The 23,483-nt window shown below is 70.5% G+C and carries 22 protein-coding genes; 14 read left to right on the top strand and 8 right to left on the bottom strand.

The features are described from left to right. Positions 1 to 21 precede the first annotated feature (21 nt). Both ACFY9V_RS05710 and pgi read left to right on the top strand, forming a co-directional pair. On the top strand, positions 22 to 786 hold the full coding sequence (locus ACFY9V_RS05710) for an SIS domain-containing protein (protein ID WP_355333884.1): 765 nt from the start codon (positions 22 to 24) through the stop codon (positions 784 to 786). A gap of 292 nt (positions 787 to 1,078) precedes the next feature. Further along, positions 1,079 to 2,737 (top strand): glucose-6-phosphate isomerase, encoded by a 1,659-nt coding sequence (gene pgi / locus ACFY9V_RS05705; protein WP_355333880.1) that lies wholly within the window; start codon positions 1,079 to 1,081, stop codon positions 2,735 to 2,737. Between the two features lie 84 nt (positions 2,738 to 2,821). On the opposite strand, the gene pgl is transcribed toward pgi, so the two are convergent. Genes pgl through tkt form a run of 5 tightly spaced genes read right to left on the bottom strand, consistent with a single transcriptional unit; the run spans position 2,822 to position 9,427 of the window. Then, complete coding sequence (gene pgl, locus ACFY9V_RS05700) at positions 2,822 to 3,601, bottom strand: 6-phosphogluconolactonase (protein ID WP_355333878.1); 780 nt, start codon at positions 3,599 to 3,601, stop codon at positions 2,822 to 2,824. Continuing rightward, positions 3,598 to 4,635 (bottom strand): glucose-6-phosphate dehydrogenase assembly protein OpcA, encoded by a 1,038-nt coding sequence (opcA, locus tag ACFY9V_RS05695; RefSeq protein WP_355333876.1) that lies wholly within the window; start codon positions 4,633 to 4,635, stop codon positions 3,598 to 3,600. The genes pgl and opcA overlap by 4 nt, the downstream gene beginning before the upstream one ends. Continuing rightward, positions 4,632 to 6,161, bottom strand: coding sequence for a glucose-6-phosphate dehydrogenase (gene zwf, locus ACFY9V_RS05690; RefSeq protein ID WP_355334683.1), 1,530 nt, complete (start codon positions 6,159 to 6,161; stop codon positions 4,632 to 4,634). Before zwf ends, opcA begins: the two co-directional genes overlap by 4 nt. Positions 6,162 to 6,171: 10 nt before the next feature. After that, positions 6,172 to 7,290: a transaldolase gene (tal, locus tag ACFY9V_RS05685; protein ID WP_355333874.1), complete on the bottom strand. Its 1,119-nt coding sequence runs from the start codon at positions 7,288 to 7,290 to the stop codon at positions 6,172 to 6,174. Positions 7,291 to 7,324: 34 nt separating this feature from the next. Further along, positions 7,325 to 9,427 (bottom strand): transketolase, encoded by a 2,103-nt coding sequence (gene tkt / locus ACFY9V_RS05680; RefSeq protein ID WP_355333871.1) that lies wholly within the window; start codon positions 9,425 to 9,427, stop codon positions 7,325 to 7,327. A gap of 312 nt (positions 9,428 to 9,739) precedes the next feature. On the opposite strand from tkt, the gene ACFY9V_RS05675 reads away from it, so the two are divergent. The 3 genes from ACFY9V_RS05675 to ACFY9V_RS05665 all read left to right on the top strand — a co-directional run bounded on the left by ACFY9V_RS05675 (position 9,740) and on the right by ACFY9V_RS05665 (position 12,292). Further along, a complete protein-coding gene (locus ACFY9V_RS05675; RefSeq protein WP_355334680.1) occupies positions 9,740 to 10,687 on the top strand; it encodes a heme o synthase in 948 nt (315 codons plus the stop codon). Between the two features lie 52 nt (positions 10,688 to 10,739). After that, the gene (locus tag ACFY9V_RS05670) at positions 10,740 to 11,078 is read left to right on the top strand and encodes a hypothetical protein (RefSeq protein WP_355333869.1); all 339 of its coding nucleotides are present in this window, start codon (positions 10,740 to 10,742) and stop codon (positions 11,076 to 11,078) included. Between the two features lie 86 nt (positions 11,079 to 11,164). Continuing rightward, entirely contained in the window at positions 11,165 to 12,292 is a 1,128-nt protein-coding gene (locus ACFY9V_RS05665; RefSeq protein ID WP_391159694.1) for an amidohydrolase, read from the top strand. Here ACFY9V_RS05665 and ACFY9V_RS05660 read toward each other — a convergent pair. After that, complete coding sequence (locus tag ACFY9V_RS05660) at positions 12,269 to 13,264, bottom strand: COX15/CtaA family protein (RefSeq protein WP_355333865.1); 996 nt, start codon at positions 13,262 to 13,264, stop codon at positions 12,269 to 12,271. The genes ACFY9V_RS05665 and ACFY9V_RS05660 overlap by 24 nt on opposite strands. A gap of 145 nt (positions 13,265 to 13,409) precedes the next feature. Here ACFY9V_RS05660 and ACFY9V_RS05655 point away from each other — a divergent pair, with 145 nt between their 5' ends. Continuing rightward, the gene (locus tag ACFY9V_RS05655) at positions 13,410 to 14,720 is read left to right on the top strand and encodes a glycosyl hydrolase family 28-related protein (protein ID WP_391159691.1); all 1,311 of its coding nucleotides are present in this window, start codon (positions 13,410 to 13,412) and stop codon (positions 14,718 to 14,720) included. A gap of 6 nt (positions 14,721 to 14,726) precedes the next feature. On the opposite strand, the gene ACFY9V_RS05650 is transcribed toward ACFY9V_RS05655, so the two are convergent. Both ACFY9V_RS05650 and ACFY9V_RS05645 read right to left on the bottom strand, forming a co-directional pair. Further along, positions 14,727 to 15,518: an ABC transporter permease gene (locus ACFY9V_RS05650; RefSeq protein WP_355333860.1), complete on the bottom strand. Its 792-nt coding sequence runs from the start codon at positions 15,516 to 15,518 to the stop codon at positions 14,727 to 14,729. A 31-nt stretch (positions 15,519 to 15,549) separates the two neighbouring features. After that, positions 15,550 to 16,476 carry an ABC transporter ATP-binding protein gene (locus ACFY9V_RS05645; RefSeq protein WP_355333858.1) on the bottom strand — a complete coding sequence of 309 codons (927 nt, stop codon included), beginning with the start codon at positions 16,474 to 16,476 and terminating at the stop codon, positions 15,550 to 15,552. Positions 16,477 to 16,676: 200 nt separating this feature from the next. Here ACFY9V_RS05645 and ACFY9V_RS05640 point away from each other — a divergent pair, with 200 nt between their 5' ends. The 8 genes from ACFY9V_RS05640 (at position 16,677) to ACFY9V_RS05605 (ending at position 23,402) form a co-directional block, all read left to right on the top strand. Further along, positions 16,677 to 17,501: an ArsR family transcriptional regulator gene (locus ACFY9V_RS05640; RefSeq protein WP_391044106.1), complete on the top strand. Its 825-nt coding sequence runs from the start codon at positions 16,677 to 16,679 to the stop codon at positions 17,499 to 17,501. Further along, the gene (gene sufB / locus ACFY9V_RS05635; RefSeq protein WP_355333852.1) at positions 17,498 to 18,919 is read left to right on the top strand and encodes a Fe-S cluster assembly protein SufB; all 1,422 of its coding nucleotides are present in this window, start codon (positions 17,498 to 17,500) and stop codon (positions 18,917 to 18,919) included. The genes ACFY9V_RS05640 and sufB overlap by 4 nt, the downstream gene beginning before the upstream one ends. Positions 18,920 to 18,990: 71 nt before the next feature. Further along, positions 18,991 to 20,157, top strand: coding sequence for a Fe-S cluster assembly protein SufD (gene sufD / locus ACFY9V_RS05630; protein ID WP_355333849.1), 1,167 nt, complete (start codon positions 18,991 to 18,993; stop codon positions 20,155 to 20,157). Further along, positions 20,157 to 20,495, top strand: a complete 339-nt coding sequence (locus ACFY9V_RS05625; protein ID WP_355333847.1) for a non-heme iron oxygenase ferredoxin subunit — start codon at positions 20,157 to 20,159, stop codon at positions 20,493 to 20,495. The genes sufD and ACFY9V_RS05625 overlap by 1 nt, the downstream gene beginning before the upstream one ends. 7 nt (positions 20,496 to 20,502) lie before the next feature. Beyond that, complete coding sequence (gene sufC / locus ACFY9V_RS05620; RefSeq protein ID WP_355333844.1) at positions 20,503 to 21,297, top strand: Fe-S cluster assembly ATPase SufC; 795 nt, start codon at positions 20,503 to 20,505, stop codon at positions 21,295 to 21,297. Positions 21,298 to 21,323: 26 nt separating this feature from the next. Next, positions 21,324 to 22,571 carry a SufS family cysteine desulfurase gene (locus tag ACFY9V_RS05615; protein ID WP_391160572.1) on the top strand — a complete coding sequence of 416 codons (1,248 nt, stop codon included), beginning with the start codon at positions 21,324 to 21,326 and terminating at the stop codon, positions 22,569 to 22,571. A gap of 10 nt (positions 22,572 to 22,581) precedes the next feature. Then, positions 22,582 to 23,064, top strand: a complete 483-nt coding sequence (sufU, locus tag ACFY9V_RS05610; protein ID WP_188284431.1) for a Fe-S cluster assembly sulfur transfer protein SufU — start codon at positions 22,582 to 22,584, stop codon at positions 23,062 to 23,064. Further along, positions 23,061 to 23,402, top strand: a complete 342-nt coding sequence (locus ACFY9V_RS05605) for a metal-sulfur cluster assembly factor (protein WP_188284432.1) — start codon at positions 23,061 to 23,063, stop codon at positions 23,400 to 23,402. The genes sufU and ACFY9V_RS05605 overlap by 4 nt, the downstream gene beginning before the upstream one ends. The last annotated feature ends 81 nt before the right edge of the window (positions 23,403 to 23,483 follow it).

The following is a 23,483-nucleotide window of genomic DNA, read 5'->3' as shown; positions in this document are numbered from 1 at the left end:
ACCCACCAAGGGGGCTCGGCCATGGCCGACGCACAGCTCAGCGCCGCCCGGTTCGCCGACGAGGGGCGCGCCGCCGTCGAGCGCGCCATCGCGGCCAACAAGGACTCCGTCGCCGCCGCGGGACGGCTCTTCGCCGACTGCGTGGCCGCCGACGGTGTGATCCACGGCTTCGGCACCGGCCACTCCCAGGCCACCGTCCTGGAGATCGTCGGCCGCGCGGGCGGCCTGATCCCCACCAACCGGATCGGCCTCGCCGACCTCGTGCTGCGCGGCGGCGAGGACCGCTCGGTGCTCGACGACCCGCTGCTGGAACGTTCCCCCGGCCTGGCCAGGCGGCTGTACGACCTGTCGACGCCGCACCCGCGGGACCTGTTCGTGATCGTCTCCAACTCCGGTGTGAACAACTCCGTGGTGGACATGGCCCTCCAGGTCAAGGAGGCGGGGCATCCGCTGGTCGCCCTCACCTCGCTGACCCACACCCGCGCCGTGCCCGCTCTGCACCCCAGCGGCAAGCGGCTCGCGGACATCGCCGACGCCGTCCTCGACAACTGCGCGCCCGCCGGTGACGCCCTGCTCCCGCTGCCCGACGGCGGCGCGCTGTGCGGTGTCTCCACCATCACCTCGGCCCTGCTGGTCCAGATGGTCGTCGCCGAGTGCGTGGGCCTGCTCACCGCCGAGGGGCACGAGGCCCCGGTCTACATCTCCGCGAATCTGCCCGGCGGCTTCGAGCGCAACGCCGTCCTGGAGGAGCGCTACGCGGGCCGCCTGCACCGCGGCGGTTTCTGACCCGCCGCCACTTCTCCCCCGCCACCGAGCCGCCCGCGCTCGCCGAGTCCGCCGCGCTGCCCCGGCGCGGCGGACTCGGCCCGCCGCGGTCACCGTGACGGCCGTATCCGGCGCTCTCGGCACGGTGCGGAACGTCAGTGAGGTGACGCTCCTCCAGGAACGCACCCCGGCGGACCTGCTCGGCCGGGTCAGCGCCGCCAACCGCACGCCTTCCTGATGCCCGCCCTCGTCTCGTTCCGGCGTGTCATCAATTAGCGTGGGGCGTGCAGCGAGGACGAGGAGAAGTGGACTGATGTCCGAAACGAACGCGCAGGGCCCGAAGGCTCTCGACCAGCGTGCCGAATGGCACGCGCTCGGCAAGCACCGCGAGGAACTGGCGGACGCGCACCTGCGGGATCTGTTCGCGGCCGACCCCGAGCGGGGCAGCCGTTACACCCTCCAAGTGGGTGACCTCCATCTGGACTACTCCAAGCAGCTCGTGACGGACGAGACGCTCCGGCTGCTGCGCGAACTGGCCGCCGCGACCGGGGTGTTCGAGCTTCGTGACGCGATGTTCCGCGGCGAGCGGATCAATGTCACCGAGGACCGGGCGGTCCTGCACACCGCTCTGCGCGCCCCGCGCTCCGCGGTGATCGAGCTGGACGGCCAGGACGTCGTGCCCGCCGTGCACTCCGTGCTCAACAAGATGCAGGTCTTCTGCGACCGGGTGCGCTCGGGGGAGTGGACCGGCCACACCGGCAAGCGGATCAGGAATGTCGTCAACATCGGCATCGGCGGCTCCGACCTCGGCCCCGCGATGGCCTACGAGGTGCTGCGCGCCTACACCGACCGCGGTCTGACGGTCCGTTTCGTGTCCAACGTGGACGGCGCCGACCTGCACGAGGCGGTCCGCGACCTGGACGCGGCCGAGACGCTGTTCATCATCGCGTCGAAGACCTTCACCACCATCGAGACCATCACCAACGCCACCTCCGCCCGCGACTGGCTGCTCACCGAGCTGCGCGCCGACGAGTCCGCGGTCGCCAAGCACTTCGTGGCGCTTTCCACCAACGCGGAGAAGGTCGCCGACTTCGGCATCGACACCCAGAACATGTTCGAGTTCTGGGACTGGGTCGGCGGCCGGTACTCCTACGACTCGGCCATCGGCCTCTCCTTGATGCTGGCCATCGGCCCCGACCGCTTCCGCGAGATGCTGGCCGGATTCCACCTCGTCGACGAGCACTTCAGGACCGCGCCGCCGGAGGAGAACGTCCCGCTCCTGCTCGGCCTGCTCGGCGTCTGGTACGGCGGTTTCCACGACGCGCAGTCGCACGCGGTGCTGCCGTACAGCCACTACCTGAGCAAGTTCACCGCCTACCTCCAGCAGCTCGACATGGAGTCCAACGGCAAGTCCGTGGACCGGCAGGGCAACCCGGTGACCTGGCAGACGGGCCCGGTCGTCTGGGGCACGCCGGGCACCAACGGGCAGCACGCGTACTACCAGTTGCTGCACCAGGGCACCAAGCTCGTCCCCGCGGACTTCATCGGCTTCGCGCGCCCGGTCGACGAACTCGGGCCGCTCGCCTCCCAGCACGACCTGCTGATGGCGAACTTCTTCGCGCAGACCCAGGCGCTGGCCTTCGGCAAGACGCCGGACGAGGTCAGGGCCGAGGGCGTGCCCGAGGAACTGGTCCCGCACAAGACCTTCCGCGGGAACCACCCCACGACCACCATCCTGGCCACCGAGCTGACGCCGTCCGTCCTCGGCCAGCTCATCGCCCTCTACGAGCACAAGGTGTTCGTCCAGGGCGCGGTCTGGAACATCGACTCCTTCGACCAGTGGGGCGTCGAGCTGGGCAAGGTCCTCGCCAAGCGCGTCGAGCCCGCCCTCGCCGAGGGCACCGCCGTCCCCGGCCTGGACGCCTCCACCACGGCCCTGGTCGCCAAGTACCGCGAGCTGCGCGGTCGCTGAGGCACCACGCACCGCGGCGGTTCACCGGAGATCCGGTGAACCGCCGCGGTGGCGAGCGACCAGGCCGAGGGCCGCTCGGACGGCCTACGACGAGGCCGGCGGATACAGCTGCGGCGGGAGCTTGGCCGCCGCGGTCCGGTCCAGCAGCCACAGGGTCCTGGACCGCCCGTAGGCACCCGAGGCGGGCGCCTGCAACTCACCCGGGGACGACAGCGCCAGGGCCACCGCCGAAGCCTTGTCCTCGCCCGCCGCCAGCAGCCACACCTCGCGGGCTGCGCGGATCGCGGGCAGCGTCAGCGAGATCCGGGTCGGCGGCGGCTTCGGAGCGCCGTGCACACCGACGACCGTCCGCTCGCTCTCCCGCACCGCGGGGTGCTCGGGGAAGAGCGACGCCACATGCGTGTCGGGCCCCACCCCCAGCATCAGCACGTCGAAGGCCGGCACCCGCAGCCGGTCCTCGGGACCCGCCGCCGCGGCCAGCTCCGCCGCGTACGCCTCGGCGGCCTCGTCGGCGTCGGCGTACGGCCCGTCCGAGGCGGGCATGGCGTGCACCCGCGACGGATCGACCGGGACCGCGTCCAGCAGCTCCGCGCGGGCCTGCGTGACATTGCGCTCCGGGTCGCCGTCCGGCTCGAACCGCTCGTCGCCCCACCACAGGTCCAGGTGCGCCCAGTCCACCGCGTCACGCGCGGGGGACGCGGCGAGGGCGGCGAGCAGCGCGTTGCCGTTGCGCCCGCCCGTGAGCACCACCGAAGCGGTGCCACGGGCGGCCTGGGCGTCCACGACCTTGGTGATCAGCCGGGCCGCCGCGGCCTGCGCCATCAGCTCCTTGTCCCGGTGGACGACCACCTGTGGCGTGCTCACTTCGCGCTCTCCGCCTTCTTGGCCACGGCGGCCCGCTTGGCGGCGCTGGGCGTCTTGTCCTTCGCCGTGACGGTGCCGTCCGGGCTCACCGTCTCCGCGCCGCCGGGGTTGTTGACCAGGTGCTTGACCCCGAACTGCACGGTGGAGCGGTATATGTCGTCCGGGTCCAGACGGCGCAGCTCCTCCGCGATCAGCTCGGAGGTCTCACGCCGCTTGAGCGCCACATGCCGGTCCGGCTGACCCGGCATCGCCAGCTCCGCCAGCGCGCCGTCCGCCCGGTCGAGGCAGATGTCGCCGTCGGCCGTCGCCAGCCGCACCGCGGTGATGCCGGGGCCGTCGGAGACCCTGCGCTCCACCGGCACACCCAGCCGGTCCGCGAGCCACAGCGCGAGCAGTTCCGTACTCGGGTTGTACGCCTCGCCGTCGACGATCGCGTCGGTGATCTTCGAGTGTTTCTGGTCCAGGGCCGCCGCGAGCATCGAACGCCACGGGGTGATCCGGGTCCAGGCCAGGTCGGTGTCGCCGGGCGAGTAACTGGCCGCGCGGACGCCGAGCGACGCCACCGGGTCCTCGGCCGCCGCGGCGTCCGTGATCCGGCGCTGCGCGAGGCGACCCAGCGGGTCCTCCGCCGCGTTGTCCGGCGCGTTGTCCGGCCACCAGACGACCACGGGGGCGTCGGGCAGCAGCAGCGGCAGCACCACCGACTCGGCGTGGTTGGCCAGCTCGCCGTGCAGCCGCAGCATCACGGTCTCGCCGGTGCCCGCCTCCGAGCCGACCAGCACCTCCGCGTCGAGCCGGGCGCTCGCCCGGTCCCGCGGCGAACGGCCCGGCCGCTTGACGACGACCAGGATCCGCGACGGGTGCTCCTTGGACGCCTCGGTGGCGGCCTTGAGCGAGTCGTAGGCACTGCCCTCGTCGGTGACGATGACCAGGGTCAGCACCATCCCGACCGCGGGAGTGCCGATCGCCCGCCGGGCCTGGATCAGACCCGAGTTGATTTTCGCGGACGTGGTGTCCGTCAGATCGATCTTCATGGCCGACGCCAGCTCCTGCCGTCTCGTGCGAGCATCTCGTCCGCCTCGACCGGTCCCCAGGTGCCGGACGCGTACTGGGCGGGCTTGCCGTGCTTGTCCCAGTACTCCTCGATCGGGTCGAGGATCGTCCAGGAGATCTCGACCTCCTGGTGGCGCGGGAAGAGGTTGGCGTCACCGAGCAGCACATCGAGGATGAGCCGCTCGTACGCCTCCGGGCTGGACTCGGTGAAGGACTCGCCGTACGCGAAGTCCATCGTCACGTCCCTGACCTCGGTCGAGGTGCCGGGCACCTTCGAACCGAACCGCACCGTCACGCCCTCGTCCGGCTGCACCCGGATGACCAGGGCGTTCTGCCCCAGCTCCTCGGTGGCCCCGGACTCGAACGGCAGATACGGCGCCCGCTTGAAGACCACCGCGATCTCGGTGACGCGGCGGCCCAGCCGCTTGCCGGTCCGCAGGTAGAACGGCACGCCCGCCCAGCGCCGGTTGTTGATCTCCAGCTTCACGGCCGCGTAGGTGTCGGTCTTGGACTTGGGGTCGATGCCGTCCTCCTCCAGGTACCCGAGCACCTCCTCGCCGCCCTGCCAGGCGTGCGCGTACTGGCCGCGCACGGTGTTCTTGCCGAGGTCGTCGGGGAGGACGACCGCGCTGAGCACCTTCAGCTTCTCCGCGGTGAGCGCCTTCGGGTGGAAGGAGCCGGGCTCCTCCATCGCGGTCAGCGCCAGCAGTTGCAGCAGGTGGTTCTGGATCACGTCGCGCGCGGCGCCGATGCCGTCGTAGTACCCGGCGCGGCCGCCGATGCCGATGTCCTCGGCCATGGTGATCTGGACGTGGTCGACGTACGACCGGTTCCAGATCGGCTCGTACATCGTGTTGGCGAAGCGCAGCGCCAGGATGTTCTGGACGGTCTCCTTGCCCAGGTAGTGGTCGATCCTGAAGACCTCGTTGGGCGGGAAGACCTCGTGCACCACCTGGTTGAGGTCCATCGCGCTCGCCAGGTCGTGGCCGAACGGCTTCTCGATGACCGCGCGCCGCCAGGAGTCCCCGGTGCCGTCCGACAGCCCGTGCTTCTTGAGCTGCTGCACCACGTTGGGGAAGAACTTCGGCGGTACGGACAGGTAGAAGGCGAAGTTGCCGCCCGTGCCCCGCGCCTTGTCCAGCTCCTCGATGGTCGCCTTCAGCGTCTCGAAGGCGGTGTCGTCGTCGAAGTCGCCCTGCACGAAGCGGCAGCCCTCGGCGAGCTGCTGCCACACCTCCTCACGGAAGGGCGTGCGGGCGTGCTCCTTGACCGCGTCGTGGACCTCCTGGGCGAAGTCCTCGTTCTCCCACTGGCGGCGGGCGAAGCCGACCAGCGCGAAGCCCGGCGGCAGCAGACCGCGGTTGGCCAGGTCGTACACGGCCGGCATCAGCTTCTTGCGCGACAGGTCGCCCGTCACGCCGAAGATGACCAGGCCGGACGGGCCCGCGATCCGCGGCAGCCGCCGGTCCAGCGGATCCCGCAGCGGGTTGCCTTCCGAAGATGTCAGCGTGGACAACTCAGGCCTCCGAAGGAGCGAGCCGATCGAGTTCCGCCTGGGTGGAGGCCAGCAGTTCGTTCCAGGCCGTCGCGAACTTCTCGACGCCCTCGTCCTCCAGGAGCTGCACGACGTCGTCGTAGGAGATGCCGAGCGCCGCCACGGCGGCCAGCTCGGCCTTCGCCTGCGCGTACGTGCCGGTCACGGTGTCGCCGGTGATCTCGCCGTGGTCGGCGGTGGCGTCCAGCGTGGCCTCCGGCATGGTGTTCACCGTGTTCGGCGCGACCAGCTCGGTGACGTACAGCGTGTCGGAGTAGGCCGGGTCCTTGACGCCGGTCGAGGCCCACAGCGGGCGCTGCCTGTTGGCGCCGGACTTCTCCAGGGCCAGCCAGCGGTCGGAGGAGAAGACCTCCTCGTACGCCTCGTAGGCCAGCCGCGCGTTGGCGACGGCCGCCTTGCCCTTGAGCGCCTTCGCCTCGTCGGTGCCCAGCTTCTCCAGCCGCTTGTCGATCTCGGTGTCCACGCGGGACACGAAGAACGAGGCGACCGAGTGGATCAGCGACAGGTCGAGCCCGGCGGACTTGGCCTTCTCCAGACCGGAGAGGTACGCGTCCATCACACCGCGGTAGCGCTCCAGCGAGAAGATCAGCGTGACGTTGACGCTGATGCCCTTGCCGATCACCTCGGTGATCGCGGGCAGCCCCGCGGGCGTCGCCGGGATCTTGATCAGCGTGTTCGGCCGGTCGACCAGCCACGCGAGCTGCTTGGCCTCCGCGACGGTGGCCTTCGTGTTGTTCGCCAGCCGCGGGTCGACCTCGATCGAGACCCGGCCGTCCTGGCCGTCGGTCCGGTCGAAGACCGGCCGCAGGATGTCGGCCGCGTCCCGGACGTCCGCGGTGGTGATCATGCGGATCGCCTCGTCGACCGTCAGCCGGCGGGCGGCGAGGTCGGCGAGCTGCTGGTCGTAGCCGTCGCCCTGGGAGATCGCCTTCTGGAAGATCGACGGGTTGGTGGTGACACCCACCACATGCTGCTCGTCGATGAGTTCGGCCAGATTGCCGGACGTGATGCGCTTGCGCGACAGGTCGTCCAGCCAGATCGCGACGCCTTCGTCGGAGAGGCGCTTGAGTGCGTCTGTCATGGGATTTGCATCTCCTACTTGTCGTTTACCTGCGTCAGCGATCAACGGCGTCGAGTGATTCCCGGGCCGCGGCGGCCACCGCGTCCGCGGTGAACCCGAACTCACGGAAGAGCACCTTGCCGTCGGCCGAGGCACCGAAGTGCTCAAGGCTGACGATGCGTCCCGCGTCACCCACGAAGCGGTGCCAGGTCAGACCGATACCGGCCTCGACCGCCACCCGCGCCTTCACGTCCTTGGGCAGCACGCTGTCGCGGTACTCCTGGTCCTGCTCGTCGAACCACTCCACGCACGGCATCGACACCACGCGGGTCGGCACCCCGGCCGCCTGGAGCTGCTCACGCGCGCCCACCGCGAGCTGCACCTCGGAACCGGTGCCGATGATGACGACCTGCGGCGCGGTCGCCGCGCCGTCGGCGTCCGTCGCGTCGAACATCACATAACCGCCGCGCGCCGCGTCCTCGTTGCGCTCGTACGTGGGCACGCCCTGCCGGGTCAGCGCCAGGCCGTGCGGCGCGCCCTTGCCGAACACCTTCGTCCAGCGCTTGAGCACCTCGCGCCACACGACGGCCGTCTCGTTGGCGTCGGCGGGCCGCACCACGTTGAGACCGGGGATCGCGCGCAGCGACGCCAGGTGCTCCACCGGCTGGTGCGTCGGACCGTCCTCGCCGACACCGACCGAGTCGTGCGTCCACACGTACGTCACCGGCAGGTGCATCAGCGCGGACAGCCGGACCGCGTTGCGCATGTAGTCCGAGAAGACCAGGAAGGTGCCGCCGTAGACCCGGGTGTTGCCGTGCAGCGTGATGCCGTTCATCTCGGCGGCCATCGAGTGCTCACGGATACCGAAGTGCACGGTACGGCCGTACGGGTCGGCGCCCGGCAGCGGGTTGCCCGTCGGCAGGAACGACGAATTCTTGTCGATCGTCGTGTTGTTCGACCCGGCGAGGTCGGCGGAGCCGCCCCACAGCTCGGGGATGACCGGGCCCAGCGCCTCCAGGACCTTGCCGGACGCGGCGCGGGTGGCGAGCGAGGAGCCGGTCTCGAAGGCGGGGATGTGCTGCTCCCAGCCCTCGGGCAGCTCGGCGGCCTCGATCCGGTCGTACGTCGCCGCGTGCTCGGGGTTGGCGGTCCGCCAGGCGGCGAAGGACTTCTCCCACTCCGCCTTGGCCTCGCGGCCGCGGTCGCCGACCGCACGCGTGTGCGTGATGACGTCCTCGGCCACGTCGAAGTGCTTGTCCGGGTCGAAGCCCAGGATCTCCTTGGTGGCGCGCACCTCGTCCTCGCCGAGCGCCGAGCCGTGCGCGGCGCCGGTGTTCTGCTTGTTCGGCGCGGGCCAGCCGATGATCGAGCGGACCGCGATGAACGACGGGCGCTCGGTCTCGGCCTTCGCGGCGAGCATCGCGGCGTGCAGGGCGTGCACGTCGAGGTCGCCGTTCTCCAGCGGAGTGACGCGCTGGACGTGCCAGCCGTACGCCTCGTACCGCTTGACGGTGTCCTCGGAGACGGCGGTCTCGGTGTCGCCCTCGATGGAGATGTGATTGTCGTCCCAGAGCAGGACGAGATTGCCGAGCTTCTGGTGACCGGCCATCGAGGACGCCTCGGCGGAGATGCCCTCCTGGAGGCAGCCGTCACCGGCGACGGCCCAGATGGTGTGGTCGAACGGCGAGGTGCCGGCCGCCGCGTCCGGGTCGAACAGGCCGCGCTCGTAACGGGACGCCATCGCCATGCCGACCGCGTTCGCGACGCCCTGGCCGAGCGGCCCCGTCGTCGTCTCGACGCCCCTGGTGTGGCCGTACTCCGGGTGGCCGGGGGTCTGCGAACCCCAGGTCCGCAGCGCCTCCAGATCGGCCAGCTCCAGGCCGTAACCGGCGAAGTAGAGCTGCGTGTAGAGGGTCATGCTGGAGTGCCCCGCGGAGAGCACGAAGCGGTCCCGGCCGACCCAGTCGGCGTCCGCCGGGTCGTGCCGCATGACCTTCTGGAACAGCAGATAGGCCGCCGGGGCCAGGCTCATCGCCGTGCCGGGATGGCCGTTGCCGACCTTCTGCACGGAATCCATGGCCAGGACGCGGGCGGTGTCAACGGCCCGCCGGTCCAGATCGGTCCACTCGAGGTCTGTGGTGGTCGGCTGCTTGCTCACCCTGGGTCAGGGCTCCTCTCCACATGCTTGTCCACATGTTGAAAACGCCGGTGACGTGGTGCCTACCCGGCGTTGTCGAGCCTACCGCCGTACAGGCGCTCACCTTTTCGATCCTGCCCCGGTACGCCGGTCTTCGCCTCCTGAACGCGGTGAACGCCTGGTGAACCGGGTCGAGCGACACTCTCCACCCCCCAAAAGCGGACGGAGTATTCCCTGCGTCTAGAGTGGCGTGGTACGCGCAAGTCTCACCGGGTCCCGCGCCTCCGCAGGTGACCGGACTTGCTGGACTTCATCTCTTCTCTTGGGGTGTTCGTGACGGCCGTCGAATCCCGACCCGCTGGGGTCATCGGGACGGGCTCCTCCGGTCACCGCCCGTTCGGAGCCCGTGTGATGGGCTTCGTGGCGCTGACCAAGCCGCGGATCATCGAACTACTGCTCATCACAACGGTTCCGGTGATGTTCCTCGCCGCCGGCGGGGTGCCCGATCTGTGGCTCGTGATCGCCACGGTGGTCGGCGGCTATCTGTCGGCCGGCGGTGCGAACGCGCTGAACATGTACATCGACCGCGACATCGACGCGCTGATGCACCGTACGGAGCAGCGTCCGCTGGTGACCGGTCTGGTGTCGCCGCGCGAAGGACTCGTCTTCGGCATCACGCTCTCCGTCGTCTCGACGGTCTGGTTCTGGACGCTGGTCAATCCGCTGTCCGCCGGGCTGTCGCTGACGGCCATCCTCTATTACGTCTTCGTCTACACCCTCGGTCTCAAACGGCGTACCGCGCAGAACATCGTCTGGGGCGGGGTCGCGGGCTGTCTCCAGGTCTTCATCGGCTGGTCCGCCGTGCGCGACGAGCTGGCCTGGGCGCCCTTCGTCCTCTTCCTCGTCCTCTTCTTCTGGACGCCGCCGCACTACTGGCCGCTGTCGATGAAGGTCAAGGACGACTACGAGCGGGTCGGCGTCCCGATGCTGCCGGTCGTCGCGGGCAACCAGGTCGTGGCCCGGCAGATCGTCCTCTACAGCTGGGTGATGGTGATCACCTCCCTGGCACTGTGGTGGCCGCTGGGCGAGACCTCCTGGTTCTACCCGGTGGTCGCGGCCGTACTCGGCGCGTTCTGGCTCAAGGAGGCGCACGGCCTGCACGCCCGCGCCAAGGCGGGCGTCACCGGCGCGAAGCTCAAGGAGATGCGGCTCTTCCACTGGTCCATCACCTACGCGACCCTGCTGTTCGTCGCGGTGGCGGTCGACCCCTTCCTGCACTGAGTCCCCTCCGGCGGGGTGCCCTCGGCGGTTACCGGGAAGTAGCATCAGCGGTATGGCTGATGACACGGTTCAGGAGAACCCGCGCGAGGCGCGACGCACCGCCCGGCTCGTCCGGCAGATCGACGCCTTCGGCAAGAAGCACGGCGGCGCCGCCGAGGCGAACATCGCGTACATCGGTGAGCGCGGCGCGCGCATCGTGCTCGTCGCGCCGGACGGCGCCTGGGGCGACCTCGTCGCACCGACGTACGCCATGGCGCGGGCGGCCGTCGCCGACGCGGGCGTCACCGTCCACGAGGACTTCGACGGGGAGTTCGCGGGCCGGGTCCGCACCGGCCCGTACGAGTGGACCCGGATGGCCGGGATGCAGATCGGCGGCCCGGCCAACACCTGACCGCCGTCGCGCCCACACCTGACGGCGCCCTCGTCCGTTAAGCCAGGAGGCCGGGAGACCGGGAACGACGGCGAGGGAGCGGGCGGATGACCGGGGACCTGACACACCTCGTGGACGCGTACTGCCACGGGGTGCTCCCCGGCGACCTCGGCCTCGGCGCGTTCGAGGCGCGGCTGCCCGGCGTCGCCGCGCCGCACACCACCCTCTTCGACAGCCCCACCGGCTTCGCGGTGCGCCGCTGGTGCGCGCCGCTGCTCGGCCTCGAACCGCACTGCTCCCCGGCCCGCTACCTGGCCCGCCGCCGCGAGCTGGGCGCGTACGAGGCGACCCGGCTGCTGCTGCGCGCCACCGGCATCGAGGCGTATCTCGTCGACACCGGGGAGCCCGGCGACCTCACGCCGCCCAAGGAGCTGGGCGCGGCGGGCGGCGCGGCGGCCCACGAAATCGTCCGCCTCGAACCGCTGGCCCAGCAGGTCGCCGACACCTCGGGCACGGTCGACGGCTTCCTGGCCAACCTCGCCGAGGCCGTGCACACCGCCGCGCTCGACACGGTCGGCTTCTCCTGCGCCGACCGCCCGCACGGCGGACCCTTCCGCGCGGGCGCCGACCACGCGCTGGGCACCGGACCGCCGGACACCGCGCACGTGCGGTACGCCGCCGCCGACTGGCTCGCCCGGCGGCCGGTCGGCGAGCGCCCCGCCGACCCCGTACTCCTGCGTCATCTGCTGTGGAACGCGGTGGCGACCGGAGTGCCGCTGACGCTGCGGCACGGCGCGGGCGGGGCGGGACCCTCGGCGGCCGGGGGATTCCTGCGGGCCACCGCGGGCCTGGGCACCGAGGTGGTGCTGCTGCCGGGGCCCGGACACGAGGGCGCGGCGGCCGACCTGGCGGCCGTACTCCCGCATGTGCATGTGGCGCTCGGCGCCGGACCGGCCGCGGTGCTCGACCGGGCGCCCTTCGCGAAGGTGCTGTACGCCAGCGGCGCCGTGGCGCTGCCCGAGCTGTACGTGACCGGGGTGCGGACCTTCGGCGCGGCGCTCGGCCGGTTCGTCGGCGAGCGGGTGGCCGGCGGCGACTGGTCGGCCGCGGACGGCCGCAGGGTCAGCGCGCTGGTCGGCGGCGGGAACGCCCGCCGGGTCTTCCGCCCCGACCCGGCCGCCGACGCGGACCGGTGGACGGGTCCTGAGGGGTCAGACGCCGACGCTCAGCGTTGACCCGGCCTGCGCGGGCCCCGGCACGGTGGCGTCGGGCACGTCGACGGCCCGCTCGCGCATCGACAGCAGCACCCGCAGCACCGCGATCCACACGATGGCCGCGCCGAACATGTGCAGGCCGACGACGGCCTCCGGCAGATCGGTGAAGTACTGGACGTAGCCGATCACGCCCTGGGACATCAGCACCAGGAAGAGGTCGCGGGCGCTGTTGCGCGGCCCGACCGGCGCGTCCACCGCGCGCAGCACGAACCACAGCGCGACGGTCAGCGCGACCACCACCCACGCGAGATCCGCGTGCAGTTGCGCCACCGACTTCCAGTCCACCGGGACGCGGTGCACATCGCTGGAGTCGCCCGCGTGCGGCCCCGCGCCGGTCACGACGGTGCCCACCGCGACCAGCAGCCCGGTCGCACAGGTCAGAATCCAGCCGAGCTGCTGCACCGGCTTGCCGACCAGCGGACTCGGCGCGCTGTCGCCCTCCGCGGTCCGCCGCCACATCACCACGGCGATGGTGATCAGCACGAACGCCAGCAGGAAGTGCACGCACACGGTGTACGGGTTGAGCCCGGTGAGCACGGTGAAGGCGCCCAGCACCGCGTTCGCCACGACCATCCAGAACTGCGCCCAGCCGAGCCGGGTCAGACTGCGCCGGTACGGCTTCTGCGACCGCACCGCGATGATGGCCCAGCCGACGGCGGCGCAGAGAACGTACGTCAGCATGCGGTTGGTGAACTCAATCGCCCCGTGTACGCCCATCGCCGAGGTGGGCACCCAACTGTCGCCCACGCAGCGGGGCGCGGTGGGGCAGCCGAGGCCGGAACCGGTCAGCCGTACCGCACCGCCGGTGACCACGATGACGACCGACATGACCAGCGCGGACAGGGTCGCCCTGCGGACCGTGGCGGGGGACGGGGTCCACCGCTCTGCGATGGCGGCGAGGGGGTTTCGCACGAGTTCGAGAAGCTTCGGCACGCGCCCATGGTAGGCGGCACGCTTGTGCACGCTTTCACGAGGGGTGTGTACGCGCCGGATCCGATCGCCCCGAAACCACCCGAACCCGGTGGTACGGCCCTACCATCGGGGCTCACGCACGGGGACCGACGACGGGAGGCGCCGTATGACCGGCGAACACCGTGAGACCGTCAACCGCAGGCACCTGCTCTACGGAGGCGCGGCAGCCGCCCTCGCGGGGACGGGCCTCGCCGCCTACGCGGGCGGCGCCTGGGACTCCTCGGCGGCCGACACCGCGGACCCCGCGCACCCGGGGCCCGCGAACCACCCCGGATACGTCGACGTCGTGGCCGACTTCGGCGCCAAGGGCGACGGCCACACCGACGACAGCGCCGCCTTCGCCGCCGCGTACGCCTACGCCGAGTCGCGCGCGGACGGCGGCACCGGCCGTACCGTCATCGACGTGCCGCCCGGTGTGTTCCGGATCACCAAGCCGTACGCCTTCATCGACGCCAACAAGCCCACCCGGCAGGTCAACGGGCTGCGGTTCCGGGGCGCGGGGCTGCGGATCAGCGACATCGTCTTCGACCCGCCGAACGCGTCGGACGCCTATCTGTGCCGCAACATCGACACCTGGCAGAACATCTCCTTCGAGGGTCTGCGCTTCACCTCCGCCACGCCCGGCGCGTCCTTCTTCTACTCGTACTCGACCGGCGGCGCCGCGAACTACCGCTTCTCGGACTGCGAGTGGATGGGCGAGTGGGAGTACGGGCTCGCGCTCGACGGCAGCAACACCAACTCCGAGATGCGCTGGGAGGCGTGCCGGGTCGGCGGCGCCTACCGCAAGGCGTTCCTCTACTCGGGGCTGTCGCTGAACTCCAAGAACCTGGAGCAGCAGGACCAGTTCCTCAACTACTGGTTCACCGACATGAACGTCACCTACGAGTGGGGCAACTTCCTGGAGTTCCCCTACGGCGGGTCCGTCACCTGCCGCGCGGGCAGCTACATCATCACCGGGCGCCGCCCCACCCCGCACCCCGACTACGGCTTCGAGAGCGCCTTCTTCCGCTTCCCGCGCGCCTCGCACTTCGACGGCGCCCAGCGCTTCCACGCCGAGGACATCCGCTTCGAACTGCGCGACCCCTCGGTCGTCGTCATCGACTGCGCGTGGAACCGCGGCACCGTCCACTTCAACGACTGCGACGACACCGCGCACGCCTTCAAGAACTTCTCCGACGACCTGCGCGCCCACCGCTACACGATCGGCGCCAACGGCCCGCTGGTCCGCTACGACTCCTGCCAGCTCGTCGGCGCGCACCAGTTCCGTACGGCGGCGAACGCCAATCCGCCGGTGTGCGTGCGCTACGACATGTGCCGCTTCGGCTCGCACCCGCCGGCCGCGTTCCTGGCGCTGGACGAGGGGCAGGGCCGGGACTTCGTACGGTTCACCGACTGCATTCCGGCCGCGGGCGGGTGAGGGCGGCTACTCCCAGCGGAAGAAGCGGGCCGCCAGGGCCAGCCCGACGACCGCCCAGACGGCGAGGATGCCCAGGTCGCCCCAGGGCATCGAGGCGCCGTGCTGGAGCACGTCCCGCAGCCCGTCGGACAGCGCCGAGATCGGCAGCAGCCTCAGGACCGACTGGACGCCGCCGGAGAACTTGCTCAGCGGCACGATCACGCCGCCCGCGACCAGCAGCAGGATGAAGACCAGATTCGCGGCGGCCAGCGTCGCCTCGGCCTTCAGCGTGCCCGCCATCAGCAGCCCGAGCCCGGAGAAGGCGGCGGTGCCGAGCAGGAGCAGCAGCACGACGGCGAAGGGGTTGCCGTGCGGCGACCAGCCCAGCGCGAAGGCGATCACCACCAGCAGCGCGATCTGCAACGCCTCGGTGACCAGCACCGAGCAGGTCTTCGCCGTCATCAGCGCCCAGCGCGGCAGCGGCGAGGCGCCGAGGCGCTTGAGCACGCCGTAACGCCGCTCGAAGCCGGTGGCGATGGCCTGGCCGGTGAACGCGGTGGACAGCACCGCGAGCGCGAGGATGCCGGGGGCCAGGAAGTCCACCGACTTGCCCGCCCCGGTGTCCACGATGTCGACGGCGCTGAACAGCACCAGCAGCAGCGCCGGGATGATCACGGTGAGCAGCAGCTGCTCGCCGTTGCGCAGCAGCATCCTGGTCTCCAGCGCCGCCTGGGCCCGGATCATCCGGGGGAGCGGCGCGGCTCCGGGGGCGGGGGCGAAGACGCCGGTCCCGGTCGGGGCGCTCACTTCGGCGCTCATCCGCGCAGCTCCTTCATTCCCGCGAGGTTCCTCATCCGCGCAGCTCCTTGCCGGTCAGCTCCAAGAAGACGTCCTCCAGGGTGCGGCGCTCGACCGAGAGGCGGTCGGGGAGGACGCCGTGCTGGGCGCACCAGGAGGTGACGGTGGCCAGCAGTTGGGGGTCGACCTTGCCCTCGATGCGGTAGTTGCCCGGGGTCAGTTCCGCCGCGGCGGTGTCGGCGGGCAGCGCGTTGAGCAGCGAGACCAGGTCGAGCCCCGGGCGTCCCGAGAAGCGCAGCGTGTTCTCCGCGCCGCCGCGGCACAGCTCGTCCGGGGTGCCGCGGGCGATGGCCCGGCCGCCGTCGATGATCACCACCTGGTCGGCCAACTGCTCGGCCTCGTCCATGAAATGGGTGGTGAGCACGATCGTGACGCCGTCCGCGCGCAGCTCCCGCACCAGATCCCAGGTCGCGTGCCTGGCCTGCGGGTCGAGACCGGCGGTGGGCTCGTCGAGGAAGACCAGTTCGGGGCGGCCGACGACGGCCATGGCGAGCGCGAGGCGCTGCTGCTGGCCGCCGGACAGCCGGCGGTAGGTGGTGCGACCGCAGGACTCCAGACCCAGCCGTTCGATCAGCAGCGCCGGGTCGACGGGGTCGGCGTGCAGGGTCGCGGTGTGCCGCAGCATCTCCTCGGCGCGCGCGCCGGGGTACACACCGCCGGACTGGAGCATCACGCCGATCCGGGGCCGCAGTTGCGCGCCGCGCGCGGCCGGGTCGAGACCGAGGACCCGTACGGTGCCGCCGTCCGGCCGCCGGTAGCCCTCGCAGACCTCGACGGTGGTGGTCTTGCCCGCGCCGTTGGGGCCGAGCACCGCTGTGACGCCGCCGCGGGCCACGGTCAGGTCGAGGCCGTCCACCGCGGTCCTTGTCCCGTACCGTTTGACCAGACCGGTCACCTCGACCGCGGGCTCGTTTCGCATGCTGTGAGTCTAGGGACGGCGCAGGACCGGCCGTGCCCGGGTCCCGGGAAGCCGCTCCCCGCTCTCCTCCGCGGCGGCCTCGTACCGCCCGTACGCGGCCTCGTACCGTCCCTGGTTAGGTAACCCTAAGTGACGCAGCCCACCGTGATCGCGACCGGCGCGGCTTGCCTGCTCCTGAGGAATTACGCAACAATGGTGTTGTGGAATACGGGACCAGTGCTGCCCGGAGGGCGGCGGAGGAGCAGACGACCGGGGAGCGGCGCACCCGCAACCGGGTCGCCCGGTCCATCCTGGACCACGGACCTTCCACCGCGGCCGACCTGGCGGAACGGCTCGGCCTCACGCAGGCCGCCGTCCGCCGCCATCTGGACGCACTGCACGCGGACAATGTCGTGGAGCCGCGTGACCAGCGGGTCTACGGCCACCGTGGCCGCGGCAGGCCCGCCAAGGTCTTCGCGCTCACCGACTGTGGTCGTGACGCGTTCGACCAGGCGTACGACCAGCTCGCCGCCGACGCCCTGCACTGGATCGCCAGGTCCGCGGGCGGCGGCGAGAGCGGCGAGGCCGCGGTGTCGGCCTTCGCCCGCGCCCGAGTGGCCGACCAGGCCGAGCGGTACCGCCCCATCGTCGAGGCGGCGGCGCCCGAGGACCGCGCACGCGCGCTGGCCCAGGCGCTGTCCGCGGACGGGTACGCTGCTACGGCTCGAAGCGCCCCCGGCCCCGCCGGGGAGCAGCTTTGCCAGCACCACTGCCCGGTGGCCCACACCGCCGAGCAGTTCCCGCAGCTCTGCGAGGCGGAGGCCGAGGTCTTCTCCCGCCTGCTCGGGACGCATGTCCAGCGGCTGGCCACCATCGCCCACGGCGACGGGGTGTGCACCACGTTCATCCCGCAGGTCAACCACGCGAGCACCATCCCGTCGGGAGCCCCACCTGACACACCACCGGGGACCCCGTCGGACCCACCCCAGAACGCACCCGAAGATCCCACAGCATCTGCCAGCACGTCCGGGAGGAACCCCGCATGACTGCTCCCACGGAGACCACTCACCCGGAGCTCGAGGGCATCGGTACGTACGAGTACGGCTGGGCCGACTCGGACGTGGCCGGCGCCGCGGCCAAGCGCGGCCTGTCCGAGGCCGTCGTCCGTGACATCTCGCAGAAGAAGTCCGAGCCCGAGTGGATGCTGAAGATGCGGCTGAAGGGCCTCAAGCTCTTCGGCAAGAAGCCCATGCCGACCTGGGGCTCGGATCTGTCGGGCATCGACTTCGACAACATCAAGTACTTCGTGCGGTCCACGGAGAAGCAGGCGGAGTCCTGGGAGGACCTGCCCGAGGACATCAAGAACACCTACGACAAGCTCGGCATCCCCGAGGCCGAGAAGCAGCGGCTGGTCGCCGGTGTCGCCGCGCAGTACGAGTCCGAGGTCGTCTACCACCAGATCCGTGAGGACCTGGAGGAGCAGGGCGTCATCTTCCTCGACACCGACACCGCGCTCAAGCAGCACCCGGAGCTGTTCCAGGAGTACTACGGCACGGTCATCCCGGCGGGCGACAACAAGTTCGCCTCGCTGAACACCGCGGTGTGGTCCGGCGGCTCCTTCATCTACGTGCCGAAGGGCGTGCACGTCGACATCCCGCTCCAGGCCTACTTCCGGATCAACACCGAGAACATGGGCCAGTTCGAGCGGACGCTGATCATCGTCGATGAGGACGCGTACGTCCACTACGTCGAGGGCTGCACCGCGCCGATCTACAAGTCGGACTCGCTGCACTCCGCGGTCGTCGAGATCATCGTGAAGAAGGGTGGCCGCTGCCGTTACACGACCATCCAGAACTGGTCGAACAACGTGTACAACCTGGTCACCAAGCGCGCGGTCGCCTACGAGGGCGCCACGATGGAGTGGGTCGACGGCAACATCGGCTCCAAGGTGACCATGAAGTACCCGGCCGTCTACCTGATGGGCGAGCACGCCAAGGGCGAGACGCTGTCCATCGCCTTCGCGGGCGAGGGCCAGCACCAGGACGCGGGCGCGAAGATGGTGCACATGGCGCCGAACACGTCGTCCAACATCGTCTCCAAGTCGGTGGCCCGCGGCGGCGGCCGGACGTCCTACCGCGGTCTGATCGAGATCGGCGAGGGCTCGTCGGGCGCCAAGTCCAACGTGCTGTGCGACGCGCTGCTGATCGACACCATCTCGCGCTCGGACACGTACCCCTACGTCGACGTCCGCGAGGACGACGTGTCGATGGGTCACGAGGCGACCGTCTCCAAGGTCTCCGACGACCAGCTCTTCTACCTGATGAGCCGCGGCATGACCGAGTTCGAGGCCATGGCGATGATCGTGCGCGGCTTCGTCGAGCCGATCGCCAAGGAACTCCCCATGGAGTACGCCCTGGAGCTGAACCGGCTGATCGAGCTCCAGATGGAAGGCTCGGTCGGCTGACCGCGCCGGCTTCCTCGTCCACCATCCCCCGGCCGGACCCAATAAGGCAGAAAGCGAGCACCAGCACAGCCATGGCTGACAACACCCCTGCGGGCAGCACCACGGACGGTGCCATCACGGTGGGCCATCCCGCCGACGCCCGGGTCAGCGCGGCCCCGTCGTACGACGTGGCCGACTTCCCGGTGCCGCACGGCCGCGAGGAGGAGTGGCGCTTCACTCCGCTGGAGCGGCTGCGCGGCCTGCACGACGGCACCGCCGAGGCCACCGGCGCCCTCCGGGTCGAGGTGACCGCGCCCGAGGGCGTCACCGTGGAGACCGTGGACCGCACCGACGCCCGCGTCGGCAAGGCGGGCAAGCCCGCCGACCGCGTCACCGCCCAGGCGTTCAGCGCCTTCGAGAAGGCCTCGGTCGTCTCGATCCCCAAGGACACCGTCCTCACCGAGCCGGTCCGGATCGCCGTCCACGGCGAGGGCGGCACGGTCTACGGCCACCAGGTGATCGAGGTCGGCGCCTTCGCCGAGGCCGTGGTCGTCATCGACCACACCGGTGACGGCACCTTCGCCGCCAACGTGGAGGTCCTGGTCGGCGACGGCGCCAAGGTCACCGTCGTCTCGATCCAGGACTGGGACGACACCGCCGTGCACGTCGCCCAGCACACCGCGCTGGTCGGCCGGGACGCCACCTTCAAGTCGGTGGTCGTCACCTTCGGCGGCGACCTGGTCCGGCTGCACCCGCGGGTGATCTACGGCGCCCCCGGCGGCGAGGCCGAGCTGTTCGGCCTGTACTTCACCGACGAGGGCCAGCACCAGGAGCACCGGCTCTTCATCGACCACGACACCCCGCACTGCCGCAGCAACGTCACGTACAAGGGCGCGCTCCAGGGGCAGGACGCGCACGCGGTGTGGATCGGCGACGTGCTCATCAGGGCGGAGGCCGAGGGCACCGACACCTACGAGCTCAACCGCAACCTGGTGCTCACCGACGGCGCGCGGGTCGACTCGGTCCCCAACCTGGAGATCGAGACCGGCGAGATCGTCGGCGCCGGCCACGCCTCGGCGACCGGCCGCTTCGACGACGAGCAGCTCTTCTACCTCCAGTCCCGCGGCATCCGCTCCGACGAGGCCCGCCGCCTGGTCGTCCGCGGCTTCTTCGGCGAACTGGTCCAGCAGATCGGACTCGCCGACCTCGAAGAGCGGCTGATGACCAAGATCGACGCCGAGCTGGAGGCGTCCGTCTGATGAGCGTCGACAACGGCACGGTCGGATTCGTCCGCGCCTGCGCCGCCAGCGACCTGGAGGAGGACACCCCCCGCCGGGTCGAGCTGGACGGCGTTCCGGTGTCCGTGGTCCGCACCGCGGGCGAGGTGTTCGCCATCAACGACATCTGCTCGCACGCGAACGTCTCGCTCTCCGAGGGCGAGGTCGAGGACTGCCAGATCGAGTGCTGGCTGCACGGTTCCAGTTTCGACCTGCGCACCGGCAAGCCGTCCGGGCTGCCGGCCACGCGGCCGGTCCCCGTATACCCCGTAAAGATCGTTGGGGACGACGTGCTCGTCTCCGTCACCCAGGAGTCCTGAGGCACCCATGGCAACGCTTGAAATCACCGACCTGCACGTCACCGTCGAAGCCGAGAACGGCCCCCGCGAGATCCTGCGCGGCGTCGACCTGACCGTGAAGCAGGGTGAGACCCACGCCATCATGGGCCCCAACGGCTCCGGCAAGTCCACCCTGGCGTACTCGCTCGCGGGCCACCCCAAGTACACGATCACCGGCGGCACCGTCACCCTCGACGGTGAGGACGTGCTGGCGATGACCGTGGACGAGCGGGCCCGCGCCGGTCTCTTCCTCGCCATGCAGTACCCGGTCGAGGTCCCCGGCGTCTCCGTCTCCAACTTCCTGCGCACCTCGGCCACCGCGATCCGCGGCGAGGCGCCCAAGCTGCGCACCTGGGTGAAGGAGGTCCGCGAGACGATGGAACGCCTCCAGATGGACCCCGCCTTCGCCGAGCGCAATGTCAACGAGGGCTTCTCCGGCGGCGAGAAGAAGCGCCACGAGATCCTTCAGCTCGAACTGCTCAAGCCGAAGATCGCGATCCTCGACGAGACCGACTCCGGCCTCGACGTCGACGCGCTGCGGGTCGTCTCCGAGGGCGTCAACCGGGTCCGCGAGAGCGGCGAGGTCGGCACCCTGCTGATCACCCACTACACGCGCATCCTGCGCTACATCAAGCCCGACTTCGTGCATGTCTTCGCGCAGGGCCGGATCGCCGAGTCCGGCGGCGCCGAGCTGGCGGACAAGCTGGAGGAAGAGGGCTACGAGTCCTACGTGAAGGGCGGCCCCGTGAGCAGCGGAGCGAACTCCGAGGGGGACGCCGCGTGACAGTCCCCTCGTCCGTCGGCCGGGTGCTGCCGGGCCTCCTGGACACCGAAGCGATCCGCAAGGACTTCCCCGTCCTGGACCGCCGGGTCCACGACGGCAAGAAGCTCGTGTACCTGGACAACGCGGCGACCTCGCAGAAGCCGCGCCAGGTGCTCGACGCGCTGAACGAGTACTACGAGCGGCACAACGCCAATGTGCACCGCGGCGTCCACGTGCTCGCCGAGGAGGCCACCGCGCTGTACGAGGGCGCGCGCGACAAGATCGCCGCCTTCATCAACGCGCCCAGCCGTGACGAGGTGATCTTCACCAAGAACGCCTCCGAGTCGCTGAACCTCGTGGCCAACATGCTCGGCTGGGCCGACGAGCCGTACCGCGTCGACAGCGACACCGAGATCGTCATCACGGAGATGGAGCACCACTCCAACATCGTGCCGTGGCAGCTGCTCTCGCAGCGCACCGGCGCGAAGCTGAAGTGGTTCGGGCTGACCGACGACGGCAGGCTCGACCTGTCGGACATCGAGCAGATCATCACCGAGAAGACGAAGATCGTCTCCTTCGTGCTGGTCTCCAACATCCTGGGCACCGTCAACCCGGTCGAGGCCATCGTGCGCCGCGCCCAGGACGTCGGCGCCCTGGTGCTGATCGACGCCTCGCAGGCCGCGCCGCACATGGTGCTCGACGTGCAGGCGCTCGGCGCGGACTTCGTGGCCTTCACCGGCCACAAGATGCTCGGCCCGACCGGCATCGGCGTCCTGTGGGGCCGCCAGGAGCTGCTCGAGGACCTGCCGCCGTTCCTCGGCGGCGGCGAGATGATCGAGACCGTCTCCATGCACTCCTCGACGTACGCGCCCGCGCCGCACAAGTTCGAGGCCGGTACGCCCCCGATCGCCCAGGCCGTCGGCCTCGGCGCGGCCGTGGACTACCTGACCGCGATCGGCATGGACAAGATCGCCGCGCATGAGCACGCGCTGACCGACTACGCGGTGGGCCGTCTGCTGGAGGTTCCCGACCTGCGGATCATCGGCCCCACCACGGCCGAGGACCGCGGCGCCGCGATCTCCTTCACGCTCGGCGACATCCACCCGCACGACGTCGGCCAGGTGCTCGACGAACAGGGCATCGCCGTACGCGTCGGCCACCACTGCGCGCGGCCGGTCTGCCTGCGGTACGGAATTCCTGCGACCACGCGGGCGTCGTTCTATCTGTACTCCACCCCGGCCGAGGTCGACACCCTGGTCGAGGGGCTGGAGCAGGTACGGAACTTCTTCGGGTGATGGTGGTGTTGTGAAGCTCGACTCGATGTACCAGGAAGTGATCCTGGACCACTACAAGCACCCCCACGGGCGCGGCCTGCGGGACGGCCAGGCGGAGGTGCACCACGTCAATCCCACCTGCGGGGACGAGATCACCCTGCGGGTGCGGATGGACGGCGCCGTCATCGGCGACATCTCGTACGAGGGCCAGGGCTGCTCGATCAGCCAGGCCAGCGCGTCGGTGCTGAACGAGTTGCTGGTCGGCAAGGACGTGGCCCAGGCGCGGAAGATCCAGGAGACCTTCCTGGAGCTGATGCAGTCCAAGGGCCAGGTCGAGCCGGACGACGCGATGGAGGAAGTGCTGGAGGACGCGGTCGCGTTCGCCGGCGTCTCGAAGTACCCGGCGCGTGTGAAGTGCGCGCTGCTGAGCTGGATGGCGTGGAAGGACGCGACGGCGCAAGCGCTGGCCGACGGTCCCGAAGCCTCGGAAGCTTCCGAAGGGAAGACCTCATGAGCCCCGTACCGAACGGCCTGAGCACCACTCCGGCCTCAGAAGAAGAGATCCGCGAGGCCCTCTACGACGTCGTCGACCCCGAACTCGGCATCGACGTCGTCAACCTCGGCCTCATCTACGGCATCCACGTCGACGACTCCAACGTCGCCACCCTCGACATGACCCTCACCTCCGCGGCCTGCCCCCTCACCGACGTCATCGAGGAACAGGCCGTCTCCGCCACCGAGGGCATCGTCAACGACCTCAAGATCAACTGGGTCTGGATGCCCCCGTGGGGCCCCGACAAGATCACCGACGACGGCCGCGACCAGCTCCGCGCCCTGGGCTTCAACGTCTGATCTCTCTCCGGGCTCTCCGCCTCGGCATCGCAGGGTTCCGCGCCACGGCATCGGGCGGTCACCGCGTCTCACGCGGTGGCC

The organism is Streptomyces sp. NPDC008317 (assembly GCF_042955955.1).
Lineage (GTDB): Bacteria > Actinomycetota > Actinomycetes > Streptomycetales > Streptomycetaceae > Actinacidiphila.
This window is presented reverse-complemented; position numbering and strand designations above follow the sequence as displayed.

What these genes read in the sequence shown, in the direction of transcription:
- ACFY9V_RS05665 (WP_391159694.1), top strand. Translation starts at nt 11,165, where the DNA reads ATGACCGGGGACCTGACACACCTCGTGGACGCGTACTGCCACGGGGTG.
- ACFY9V_RS05670 (WP_355333869.1), top strand. Translation starts at nt 10,740, where the DNA reads ATGGCTGATGACACGGTTCAGGAGAACCCGCGCGAGGCGCGACGCACC.
- ACFY9V_RS05710 (WP_355333884.1), top strand. Translation starts at nt 22, where the DNA reads ATGGCCGACGCACAGCTCAGCGCCGCCCGGTTCGCCGACGAGGGGCGC.
- ACFY9V_RS05605 (WP_188284432.1), top strand. Translation starts at nt 23,061, where the DNA reads ATGAGCCCCGTACCGAACGGCCTGAGCACCACTCCGGCCTCAGAAGAA.
- ACFY9V_RS05655 (WP_391159691.1), top strand. Translation starts at nt 13,410, where the DNA reads ATGACCGGCGAACACCGTGAGACCGTCAACCGCAGGCACCTGCTCTAC.
- sufB (WP_355333852.1), top strand. Translation starts at nt 17,498, where the DNA reads ATGACTGCTCCCACGGAGACCACTCACCCGGAGCTCGAGGGCATCGGT.
- tal (WP_355333874.1), bottom strand. Translation starts at nt 7,290, where the DNA reads ATGACAGACGCACTCAAGCGCCTCTCCGACGAAGGCGTCGCGATCTGG.
- sufC (WP_355333844.1), top strand. Translation starts at nt 20,503, where the DNA reads ATGGCAACGCTTGAAATCACCGACCTGCACGTCACCGTCGAAGCCGAG.
- opcA (WP_355333876.1), bottom strand. Translation starts at nt 4,635, where the DNA reads ATGAAGATCGATCTGACGGACACCACGTCCGCGAAAATCAACTCGGGT.
- pgi (WP_355333880.1), top strand. Translation starts at nt 1,079, where the DNA reads ATGTCCGAAACGAACGCGCAGGGCCCGAAGGCTCTCGACCAGCGTGCC.
- ACFY9V_RS05625 (WP_355333847.1), top strand. Translation starts at nt 20,157, where the DNA reads ATGAGCGTCGACAACGGCACGGTCGGATTCGTCCGCGCCTGCGCCGCC.
- sufD (WP_355333849.1), top strand. Translation starts at nt 18,991, where the DNA reads ATGGCTGACAACACCCCTGCGGGCAGCACCACGGACGGTGCCATCACG.
- ACFY9V_RS05650 (WP_355333860.1), bottom strand. Translation starts at nt 15,518, where the DNA reads ATGAGCGCCGAAGTGAGCGCCCCGACCGGGACCGGCGTCTTCGCCCCC.
- ACFY9V_RS05645 (WP_355333858.1), bottom strand. Translation starts at nt 16,476, where the DNA reads ATGCGAAACGAGCCCGCGGTCGAGGTGACCGGTCTGGTCAAACGGTAC.